General features: G+C 43.5%; 9 protein-coding genes. 5 read left to right on the top strand and 4 right to left on the bottom strand.

The genetic code is table 11. From position 1 onward, the window contains the following. Positions 1–54 precede the first annotated feature (54 nt). The 3 genes from KIO97_RS25040 to KIO97_RS25030 form a co-directional block, all read right to left on the bottom strand. Complete coding sequence (locus KIO97_RS25040; RefSeq protein ID WP_285384264.1) at positions 55–2,175, bottom strand: DUF5011 domain-containing protein; 2,121 nt, start codon at positions 2,173–2,175, stop codon at positions 55–57. A 345-nt stretch (positions 2,176–2,520) separates the two neighbouring features. After that, the gene (locus KIO97_RS25035; protein ID WP_285384263.1) at positions 2,521–4,632 is read right to left on the bottom strand and encodes a DUF5011 domain-containing protein; all 2,112 of its coding nucleotides are present in this window, start codon (positions 4,630–4,632) and stop codon (positions 2,521–2,523) included. A gap of 336 nt (positions 4,633–4,968) precedes the next feature. Next, complete coding sequence (locus KIO97_RS25030) at positions 4,969–5,778, bottom strand: helix-turn-helix transcriptional regulator (protein WP_285384262.1); 810 nt, start codon at positions 5,776–5,778, stop codon at positions 4,969–4,971. 84 nt (positions 5,779–5,862) lie between these two features. Here KIO97_RS25030 and KIO97_RS25025 point away from each other — a divergent pair, with 84 nt between their 5' ends. From KIO97_RS25025 to ompV, 5 genes are all read left to right on the top strand, one after another. After that, on the top strand, positions 5,863–6,105 hold the full coding sequence (locus KIO97_RS25025; RefSeq protein WP_009706629.1) for a hypothetical protein: 243 nt from the start codon (positions 5,863–5,865) through the stop codon (positions 6,103–6,105). Positions 6,106–6,160: 55 nt separating this feature from the next. Beyond that, positions 6,161–6,853 (top strand): MOSC domain-containing protein, encoded by a 693-nt coding sequence (locus KIO97_RS25020; protein ID WP_285384261.1) that lies wholly within the window; start codon positions 6,161–6,163, stop codon positions 6,851–6,853. Positions 6,854–7,053: 200 nt separating this feature from the next. Then, entirely contained in the window at positions 7,054–7,560 is a 507-nt protein-coding gene (locus KIO97_RS25015) for a GNAT family N-acetyltransferase (RefSeq protein WP_285384265.1), read from the top strand. Between the two features lie 118 nt (positions 7,561–7,678). Beyond that, positions 7,679–7,888, top strand: coding sequence for a hypothetical protein (locus KIO97_RS25010; protein WP_050904451.1), 210 nt, complete (start codon positions 7,679–7,681; stop codon positions 7,886–7,888). A 200-nt stretch (positions 7,889–8,088) separates the two neighbouring features. After that, positions 8,089–8,865 carry an outer membrane protein OmpV gene (gene ompV / locus KIO97_RS25005; protein WP_005429041.1) on the top strand — a complete coding sequence of 259 codons (777 nt, stop codon included), beginning with the start codon at positions 8,089–8,091 and terminating at the stop codon, positions 8,863–8,865. 78 nt (positions 8,866–8,943) lie between these two features. Here ompV and KIO97_RS25000 read toward each other — a convergent pair whose 3' ends face one another. Beyond that, the gene (locus KIO97_RS25000) at positions 8,944–10,182 is read right to left on the bottom strand and encodes a DEAD/DEAH box helicase (protein WP_050904455.1); all 1,239 of its coding nucleotides are present in this window, start codon (positions 10,180–10,182) and stop codon (positions 8,944–8,946) included. Positions 10,183–10,325 lie beyond the last annotated feature (143 nt).

Below are 10,325 nucleotides of genomic sequence, written 5' to 3'. Positions count from 1 at the left end.
GGAAGAAAAGCCAGCGACAAGGCGCTGGCTTAGGGTCTTCATATTAAAACTCGTTTAGTGGTTATCACCCCAGTAAATAGACAACAAATCAGTGCTTTTACCATCGGTCATGTACAAACGGCCTTTATACATAATAGGGTCATAGTCAAAGTAAGGTATTACTCGTTCATCAACACTTGTTACCTTCATATCGGCATCAAACTCATAACGAGTAAAATACTTAACTTTATCGCGATTTAAAAAATCGTACGCAAAGCTACCAGAGAAGTGAGCCAGGTCAGAAAGTGTCGCTTCAACCGCCGACTTGCCTTTATACCTTGTACCAACCTGTGACCATGTCCATTCTTTTGTGTTAAAAACACTAAAATCCTTTTCCTCTAGGATGTATATATCATCGCCCACGACCTTAGTCCCAGAAACAGATATCACCAAATTCTTCCAGTATGCTCCTTCATCTGGAAAATCAGGAAGGCCTAGCCACTCACCAGTTTCAAAATCATAACTGTGGTATTCGTGTCTGTGGAGAGCGAAACTTTCATCGCCAAGTCCGTTGTCAAACACGTAGAGCTTATTACCTAAAATGGCTAAGATTTTTTGGTTTGGGCGAGACCCATGCTGAAAGTGTGCAGGTACTAAAGAGACAAGCCTCGGAGTTAAATCGTTTTTATCGACTTGATATAACTTATTCTTGTTAAGCCAGTAGATCTCATCTTGATAAATAACAACTTGAGGCCAATAGGGTTGAACATCAAATTTGATTGACCAGTGCGTCAAATCAAGATATTTCACTCGGCTCTGATTGATTAGGTCATATTTCGCTATCTTCAAACCATCAAAGGCGTAAAGCATATCATCAAGAACAACCCTTCTATAGTATGGCACTTGCCCAATATCTGTTAGAGCACCGTGCTCAACTAGTCCTTTAGAATCAGTATCATCCAGATCAATATTCAGTTCCTTAACAAACGCCTTGTCGCTCAGAACGTTTACCACGATGCGTTCTTTACCTTCGAACTCTTCGTCATCATGAATAGCCAACGTGAAATATCCGCTTTTAGACGTCGAATTTTTCACCTCTACCAACTCAACATCCAGTGTCTGGCCTTGTGCTTTATCCACCGTCGCTGTGGATTGCTCTGACAGCTCAAATGTTATTTTCGACGCATCGATGTTGTCTGACTTTACGTCATACCAAATTCGGTGCTGGTACTCATTTTCATACAGAACAATATCGCTGTCTCTAAAGACAATGCCTTCAACAACTTCGACGACTCGTTTTGCCGTTGCCTCATTGCCCGCGGTATCTGTGACCTTGTACGTTAATGTGTAAGTGCCAACAGTACCAGTATCCGGTTTGCCGCTAACCTGTACACGCTTGCTGATGTCACCATCCACATTATCTGTTGCAGTAAAGCCTGGGTCCTGAAATTCATCATTCAGATAAACGGTGATCTCTTCACCACCTTTTAGTGTAATTTGAGGCTTCTCGATATCTGCAACCGCTTTACTCTTTACCGTCACTTTACGAGATGCCGTTGCTTTGTTACCCGCTTTATCCGTTACCTTGTAGGTTATTGTGTAGGTACCCACTGTGTCAGTATCTATCGGTTTGTCGTAGCTAACCTGTACACGATTGCTGATATCACCATCCACGTTATCTGTTGCAGTAAAGCCTGGATCCTGAAACTCCTCGTTCAGATAAACGATGATTTCCTCACCACCTTTTAGTGTAATTTGAGGCTTCTCGGTGTCTTTGTCGCTCTCTACATCTGGAGCCGGAATCGCTTTGCTTTCGACCTTCACTTCACGAGATACCACAGCTTTGTTACCCGCTTTATCCGTGACTGTGTACGTTATTGTGTAGGTGCCCACAGTGTCAGTATCTATCGGTTTGTCGTAGCTAACCTTAACGCGCTTACTGATGTCACCATCCACGTTATCTGTTGCAGTAAAGCCTGGATCCTCAAATTTATCATTCAGATAAACAGTGATGCTTTTGCTCCCTACTAACGTGATTACTGGTGGGGTTTCATCTTTCTTATTCTCAATTGGAGGTTTTGCAGCAGGGGTGGAATCAGAGTCCCCACCCCCACCACATCCAGACAACAGGCTAGAAACAGCCAAGGTCGCCAACAACTTATTAACATTACTCGCAGTCCAAGCGATATTTCTCACGTTATAAACCTCTGTTACATTGTTATTATTTGTCACTGCTGCTCATCGACTCCATTGTTATCACGAGCTCACATTAACGTCTTTACTCTAACTTAAACCCATAATAAATATAATTTTTTAGGCAAAGGCATAATAAGACAAATGCAACTAGTTTAATGTCAGACTGTGTATTTTTTTGTCATTCGCAGCATGAATTTAAAAACAGAAAATGATTTAAATAAAATATTAAAAACTCAGTTAGATTGGGCTTGCTAGGGGTGAAGCTGATCGCTCGGTGTTAGAACTTTGGGGGGAAAGAAAAGCCAGCGACAGGGCGCTGGCTTTTTAGACACTTTGGCAAAAGTACTATTTTTGATCGTGCATATAAAACAAGGCGAAAGCACTAGATTGTTTGTTCAATCGATGAACACGCCCTTTATACAAAAAAGAATCAGAGCCTTCGTCAATGCCAACGTAAAGAATGCGACGCTCATCCATAGACTCAGTTTCAAAGTTGTAACGACTCAAGAACTGCTCATACTCTCCATGCATAAAGTCATAAGCATAGTTACCGACAAATTGTGCTTTATCAGAAAACCAAACACCGTCCTCTCCATACGGTGTATGCCACTTATCTTGAACAATGTTAGCCTCTGACCACTGATTAATGTCCATATCAAAAACATTCAAAAGAGACTTTTGATATACATAGATCTTGTTATCGTGGACTCTTGTTGTCCTTACAAGCGTGGTCTTTTTATCATTCTGATTATTTTCAGGTAATTGTGGAAGTTTTGCCCATTCGTTCGCAGTCAATTCGTAGCTAAAGTAGTTTGGCTTTTTTGAGTAAAAGCCTTGCGTAGCAAAGACATAAACGGTGTTTTTGGTGATTTGTATATCAACCTTTGCATTATATCCATTAAAGTTGAAGTTTAGAGGGACTTTGCTCTCTTCAATTAATGACAGATCATTTTTGTTTAGTAGATACAATTTATCTCTGATGAGCATATAAATATTGTCTTCGTAAACTGCAGCAGAAATATCATCGTCACCTAAAGCAAAGTAAGTATAAGGCGAAGAATTTTTTGTAATTTCTTCCTTTTTGATAAGGTCGTATTTAACGATAGACTTTCTATCGAATGCATAGAGCGTATCATCCAGAACAATCAGCTTTTTCTTAGGAAAAGAATCTGTAAAATTTGTGCTTGAGTATACTCTGGTCAAAGCACCATCATCCAGATCAATATTCAGTTCCTTAACAAACGCCTTGTCGCTCAGAACGTTTACCACGATCCTTTCTTTACCTTCGAACTCTTCGTCATCATGAATAGCCAACGTGAAATATCCACTTTTAGACGTCGAATTTTTCACCTCTACCAACTCAACATCCAGTGTCTGGCCTTGTGCTTTATCAACCGTCGCTGTGGATTGCTCGGACAGCTCAAATGTTATTTTCGACGCATCGATATTGTCTGACTTTACGTCATACCAAATTCGGTGTTGGTACTCATTTTCATACAGAACAATATCGCTGTCTCTAAAGACAATGCCTTCAACAACTTCGACGACTCGTTTTGCCGTTGCCTCATTGCCCGCGGTATCTGTGACCTTGTACGTTAGTGTGTAGGTGCCAACAGTACCAGTATCCGCTTTGCCGCTAACCTGTACACGCTTGCTGATGTCACCATCCACGTTATCTGTTGCAGTAAAGCCTGGGTCCTGAAATTCATCATTCAGATAAACGGTGATTTCCTCACCACCTTTTAGTGTAATTTGAGGCTTCTCGGTATCTGCAACCGCTTTACTCTTTACGGTCACTTTACGAGATGCCGTTGCTTTGTTACCCGCTTTATCCGTTACCTTGTACGTTATTGTGTAGGTACCCACAGTGTCAGTATCTATCGGTTTGTCGTAGCTAACCTGTACACGATTACTGATATCACCATCCACGTTATCTGTTGCACTAAAGCCTGGATCCTGAAACTCCTCGTTCAGATAAACGATGATTTCCTCACCACCTTTTAGTGTAATTTGAGGCTTCTCGGTGTCTTTGTCGCTCTCTACATCTGGAGCCGGAATCGCTTTGCTTTCGACCTTCACTTCACGAGATACCGCAGCTTTGTTACCCGCTTTATCCGTGACTGTGTACGTTATTGTGTAGGTGCCCTCAGTGTCAGTATCTATCGGTTTGTCGTAGCTAACCTTAACGCGCTTACTGATGTCACCATCCACGTTATCTGTTGCAGTAAAGCCTGGATCCTGAAATTTATCATTCAGATAAACTGTGATGCTTTTGCTCCCTACTAACGTGATTACTGGTGGGGTTTCATCTTTCTTATTCTCAATTGGAGGTTTTGCAGCAGGGGTGGAATCAGAGTCCCCACCACCACCACCGCCACATCCAGACAACAGGCTAGAAACAGCCAAGGTCGCCAACAACTTATTAACATTACTCGCAGTCCAAGCGATATTTCTCACGTTATAAACCTCTGTTACATTGTTATTATTCGTCACTGCTGCTCATCGACTCCATTGTTATCACGAGCTTACATTAACGTCTTTACTCTACTTTAAGCCCATAATAAGTATCATTTTTTAGGCAAAGGCATAATAAAGCAAATGCAACTAGTTTAATGTCAGGCTGTGTATTTTTTTGTCATTCACAGCATGAATTAAAAAACAGAAAATGATTTAAATGAAATGTTAAAAAACTCAGTTAGATTGGGCTTACTAGGGGTGAAGCTTATCGCTCGGTGTTCGAATTTTTGAGGGAAAGAACAATCTGCAATACAGCTTCAGCTTTGAAAACAGAACTTATCGGCTATTCATTCGAAACTGCTGAGGGGTAACATCAAAATAGGCTTTAAATGCTTTGATGTAAGAAGAGTCATTTTGATACCCCACGTGATCGGCAATGCTTTGGATGGAGAGCTCTTCATCTAGCAAAGAGAGCGAATAAATCAGCCGAATTTGTTGCCGCCAAAGTTGAAACGAGGTGTTGAACTCTTTGGAGAACAAGCGCGACAAAGTTCGCTCGGATGCACCGACTTTCTCTCCCCACTGTCTGAGTGACCAATCCAATGCTGGCGTGTCGGTCAGCGCTTCAAATATCAACTTTAAACGCCTGTCTTCAGGCAGCAATAACTGAAAGGTCTGCACGTTATCTTTCATGATTTGATCATGCAACACGCCAAGCAATCGTGATACTTCCTCATCACTCACGAGCCCTTCGCATTGGCGGCGTATTTCCTGTAGCAGCTCGTTCAAGAAAGGCGTGAGAGTGATGGTTCTAACTTGGTGCTCGTACTCAGTACCGAACTTAGGGTTTAGATAGATACCGACAAATGTCGTATGGCTTAGCGCGATGGATTCATGTTGAATACCCGCAGGTACGAACAGCGCAGAGGTATGGGGCACAAGGTGCTGGTAATGATCGGTTTTGGTTTGTAATAACCCTTTGATGGGGAAGATGACTTGATGCCACGTGTGTTGGTGCATCGCATCAATGTAACCTTTCGGCATGTCGATGGTCTTAACCAAAGCTGGTGAGTGGGGATTGGCAGCCATCATCTCATTAGAGGTCATAACACCGGAGTGAGAATCGATTTGGCGGGTTGGCATCATAAACTGTCCTTACATCCCTACTCTGACACAAGTTCACTAGGCTATCATGCCCGGCAAAGTGAATGAAGCCATGAGGTGTGACGTATGCGATATCAAGTGGAAATATCCAAAGAAAACCAACTCTTATTCAAAGTCGATATTGATAACATCAACCAAGATAAATGCGAAGCATCGCTTGAAACCGTGTTAACCAAGTTCCCTAAAACGGAAGGTTATCAACGTCATGTGTTGGTTTCAGATAGCGAAACGCGCTACTTAAAAAGCACAGAAAAGCGCATTGAAGTACTGGCAGCGATTCCGGTATTCAAATCACTGGGCGAGCGCTAACGCGGCCTTGTCTCATACCGTTTGGCAAATCAGTTTCAGGCGATAAGGAAAGAATATGAAGAAGTTAGGCGTAGTTAACAGCGTATTAGCAGGTAAAACCGTTGCTTTTGCACATGGTGCGAAAAGTGCGATCAACAAACAGGTTCTGCCGCAGCGTCAGCATGCAACAGAACTGGGTTTTACCAATGATGAACAAGGCGATCCACGCTTTCATGGTGGGATTCAAAAAGCTCTTCATATTTACCCAAGCGAGCACTATCCGGTTTGGCAGAAAGAGTTGGGCGACAAAGCGATTTTCCAATCAGCTGGGGCGTTCGGCGAGAACTTAAGCTCAAGCGGCGTAACAGAAGCGTCCATTTGCCTGAAAGATAAAATCCGCATCGGCACAACCTTATTGGAAGTATCCCAAGGTCGCATGCCTTGCTGGAAACTCAACGTCCGCTTCGAGCAAAACGACATGGCGAGAAGACTGCAAGACACGCTTCGAACAGGCTGGTACTTCCGAGTGCTACAAGAGGGCGATATCGGTGCAGGTGACGAGATTATTCTGTGCGAAAGACCTTACCCAGACTGGTCATTGGCTCGCATCATGGGCGCAGTATTTACTGGTTGCCTAGATAAAACAGAGCTAAGCCAACTAGCGGAACTTCCATTGGTTGAATCTTGGGGCAAGCTTGTTGAACGCCGCCTAGAAACCGGTGAAGTCGAAGATTGGGAAATGCGTTTGGTTGGCCCGACTGCGGTTTAATTCTCGTTTTGACTCCCCGATAGATCGGAGCGTATCCCTTCTAATATTAGCCCCACAACCAAGTCAGTGGGGCTTTTGCTTTTTAGCCGTTCAATACAGCAAATCTGTATTTAAGCTGGGGCTTGGCAATTAACAAAGGTTAATGAATCCCGCACAAATACTCTTTATGTTGTACCCAAAATAATACAAGGGGAAGCATGATGCTCGAATGGAGAATTAAGAAATTCGCAGATCTGTCTGTTCAAGAGCTTTACGATTTTTTGCAGCAAAGAGTCAATATTTTCATCGTAGACATGAACACGCCATACAGCGATTTGGATGGTAAAGATAACCATCCCGACACCTACCACGTGATGGGATATGATAACGAACGTCTGGTGGCTTCTAGTCGTATTATGCCTCCGAAACTCGGATACCCTATTGAAGTTTTACCCTTGCTGCACTCTGATGCCAATGACGTGTGTATTGGTCGCGTTATCGTCGCAGAGGACTACAGAGGGAAAAACATCGGTAACCAATTGATGCAAGTTAGCTTCGATGCCACAAGAAAGATCTACCCGAACGACAGCATTTTTATATCCGCACAAGCACACTTGAGAGACTACTACGGCAAGTTCGGCTTCGATGTTGTCACCGATAGCTACTTGGAAGATGGGTGCACAATGTTAGGTCTAAGACACACTCCGAAAGTTATCTGCTCAGCATAAAAACCATTCATCATCCTATACGTTCACTTATAACACTATTAGGCGTTTTATCTCAAAGCCAAAACCGTCATCACTTTGCTCTGTATCGTGTATTGAAACAAAGCAAAGGAGAAAGGCAATGAGCGGACAGTTAGTAAGGTTGGCTTTAAGATGGATGCATATATTGTGTGCGCTGTTGGTGGGTGCAGCGCTTTATTCACCGCTGAAGGCAAATGAAATGTTCATGACTTTAACGTTATTTGTACTTGTTCCCGTTGTCGCCATCACAGGCGTTATGATGTGGAAGCAAGGGAAAGTCATGAAGTACCTTCACCGCAAACCCAGTTAAACCATCTCAACGGCGATAGAGATCATCTATACCAACGTCTCAACCATGCCTTCATAGCGGGCATGGTTCTACGTCTTAGCATTTTTTAGGTGAAACCATACATTTCTTAAAGTCATCATTACACTTCCATACGCTCTTCTGATAGAGGGTTACAACTTTATTTTGTACAGTGTTCAAAACAAAATAACTGGGACAGAACAATGAACAAAACAATTATTGCATTATTAACGTTGACGGCTGCAGGCACGGCAACAGCGGGTGATACTTACATTCGTAACGGTAACATCTACAACAACGAAGGTGGCTGGATGGTCGAAGCTGGCATAGTACAAGCGAGCGATCTTTTCAAAGACCAAAAACACAACACTGCGCCAGTTCTAAACGGTGGTTACCATGGTGAAGACTTCAACGCTGATTTAGGCGGTATTAACTACCGTTTCCTAGGTGACAACGATGAACTACTTAACATGAGTGCTTACGTGGTAGGTAGCGGTGTACCTCGTGATAGCGATGTAGCGAAGAGCCTAAAAGGTACGAAACGACGTGATATCGCGATCGATCTAGGTTTGAACGCAGATTTCAGACTTGATCCAAACAACGTAGTTTCAACTTACCTACAACATGATGTATCAGGCGCTTACAAAGGCTTCCAAGGTGGTGCCACTTACTTCCATATCATGAATATCGGTAATGCTGATTTCGTACCATTTGCGAGCGTGTCTTACCAAAGCAAAGATTACGTTGATTACTACTTCGGTGTAACAGACAAAGAAGCACGTGCAAACCGCAAAGCATACAAAGGCGATGCAACCGTAAACTACGGTTTAGGTTACAAACTGGTAGTGCCAATCACTGAGCACTGGCAAATCAGCCAAGTATCACAATACACTCGTCTAGGTAGTGGCATCAGCGATTCTTCTATCGTAGACAGTGCAAACCAATGGGCAGTAGGCGCGACAGTTTCTTACAACTTCTAAGCACTACCCCTATTTAGACACACACTCCATTTAATTAAAAAGCCATCATTACGATGGCTTTTTTTTATTTGGTTTTGCTCATTTAGCTTTAGGCGCTTGACGTTTCGGCTTACCTTGAAACTGCTTAATGCTCTTTTTGGCATTGGTTCGGCGATTGGCTTTTTTATCACGTGGGGCGCGCTTGCTTTCGCCTGTTGATGGCTTATCCGTTACAGGGAAACCTTCAAGGTCTTGCGTTGGCAATTCACGTTGCGTCAAGTTACGGATCGCTGTAAGCGCTTCGGTTTCTCCATGGCAGACCAGCGACATTGCGACACCTTGCTCGCCAGCACGCGCTGTGCGCCCAACTCGGTGAACGTATGTTTCCGCATGCATTGGCAACTCAAAGTTAATCACCACCGGTAGTTGCTCGATGTGAATACCGCGAGCCAATAGGTCGGTGGCAATTAGCACCTGTGTTTGCCCAGATTTAAACTGCGCCAGCGCTTCTTCTCGCTCTGCTTGGCTCTTATTACCGTGCAGCACATTGGTTGTGATTCCAGCTTTGTTCAACTTCTTCGCCAAACCATCAGCGTTCTCTTTCGCACCAATAAATACCAATACCTGCGTCCACGTATTTTGCTTTAACAGTTCAATCAAGGCTTTGGTTTTGCTGCCTTTGTTGACGAGATACAGCGTTTCGGCAATATCTTGATTGGTGCTGTTTTCTTGATGCGCTGCTACCTGTTTTGGTGCATGCATCAGCTGCTTGGCTTTGCCCTTCAACTCATCAGAAAACGTTGCTGAGAACATCGCGGTTTGGCGCTGGTTTGAAATCTGTCCTGCAATATTTTGCACGTCTGGCCAAAAGCCCATATCCAGCAAACGATCCGCTTCATCCAACACTAGGTAATGGATATTACTCAGCTCCAACCCGTTGTTCGCCAGATCAACTAAACGACCTGTTGTCGCAACAAGAATTTGAGGGTTTGCCGCAAGTGCTTGTAGTTGCGTCTCTTTATCCACACCACCACACAGACACACTGCGTTGAGACCAATAGCTTGACCAACTTGGTTAATCGCCTCGCTTACTTGCGTTGCGAGCTCACGCGTTGGTACTAGAATCAGTGCTTTTTGCTCTGGATTTACACTTAGCTTTTCCAACAAAGGCAAGCCATACGCAAGGGTTTTTCCGCTGCCCGTGTTTGCTAATGCCAACACGTCTTTACCACTGAGTAATTCAGGAATTGCCAAAGCCTGAATATCGGTTGGCTTCTTAAAGTCTTTTGGCAGTGCGTGAATCAGCTCAGAACTCAAAGAGAGAGTAGAAAATGGCATTAGCTTAACCTTGTGCTTTTGATTGAAGAGGCAGTAAAAGATGCGGTAAATCGCAGGCGCGGACTTTACCACAATCTTTTCGATGAACCACCCTCTTTGCATCTTAGTATCATTCGCCCAGAAGGTGGAGAAACACCGTTTGT

This window comes from Vibrio sp. B181a, from assembly GCF_030248375.1.
GTDB lineage: Bacteria > Pseudomonadota > Gammaproteobacteria > Enterobacterales > Vibrionaceae > Vibrio > Vibrio campbellii.
The sequence above is the reverse complement of the archived record's forward strand: the minus strand, read 5'-3'. Positions and strand labels throughout refer to the sequence as shown.

Coding starts and splice junctions, on each gene's coding strand:
- KIO97_RS25030 (WP_285384262.1), bottom strand. CDS start 5,778: ATGATGCCAACCCGCCAAATCGATTCTCACTCCGGTGTTATGACCTCT.
- KIO97_RS25020 (WP_285384261.1), top strand. CDS start 6,161: ATGAAGAAGTTAGGCGTAGTTAACAGCGTATTAGCAGGTAAAACCGTT.
- KIO97_RS25015 (WP_285384265.1), top strand. CDS start 7,054: ATGCTCGAATGGAGAATTAAGAAATTCGCAGATCTGTCTGTTCAAGAG.
- KIO97_RS25010 (WP_050904451.1), top strand. CDS start 7,679: ATGAGCGGACAGTTAGTAAGGTTGGCTTTAAGATGGATGCATATATTG.
- KIO97_RS25000 (WP_050904455.1), bottom strand. CDS start 10,182: ATGCCATTTTCTACTCTCTCTTTGAGTTCTGAGCTGATTCACGCACTG.
- ompV (WP_005429041.1), top strand. CDS start 8,089: ATGAACAAAACAATTATTGCATTATTAACGTTGACGGCTGCAGGCACG.
- KIO97_RS25025 (WP_009706629.1), top strand. CDS start 5,863: ATGCGATATCAAGTGGAAATATCCAAAGAAAACCAACTCTTATTCAAA.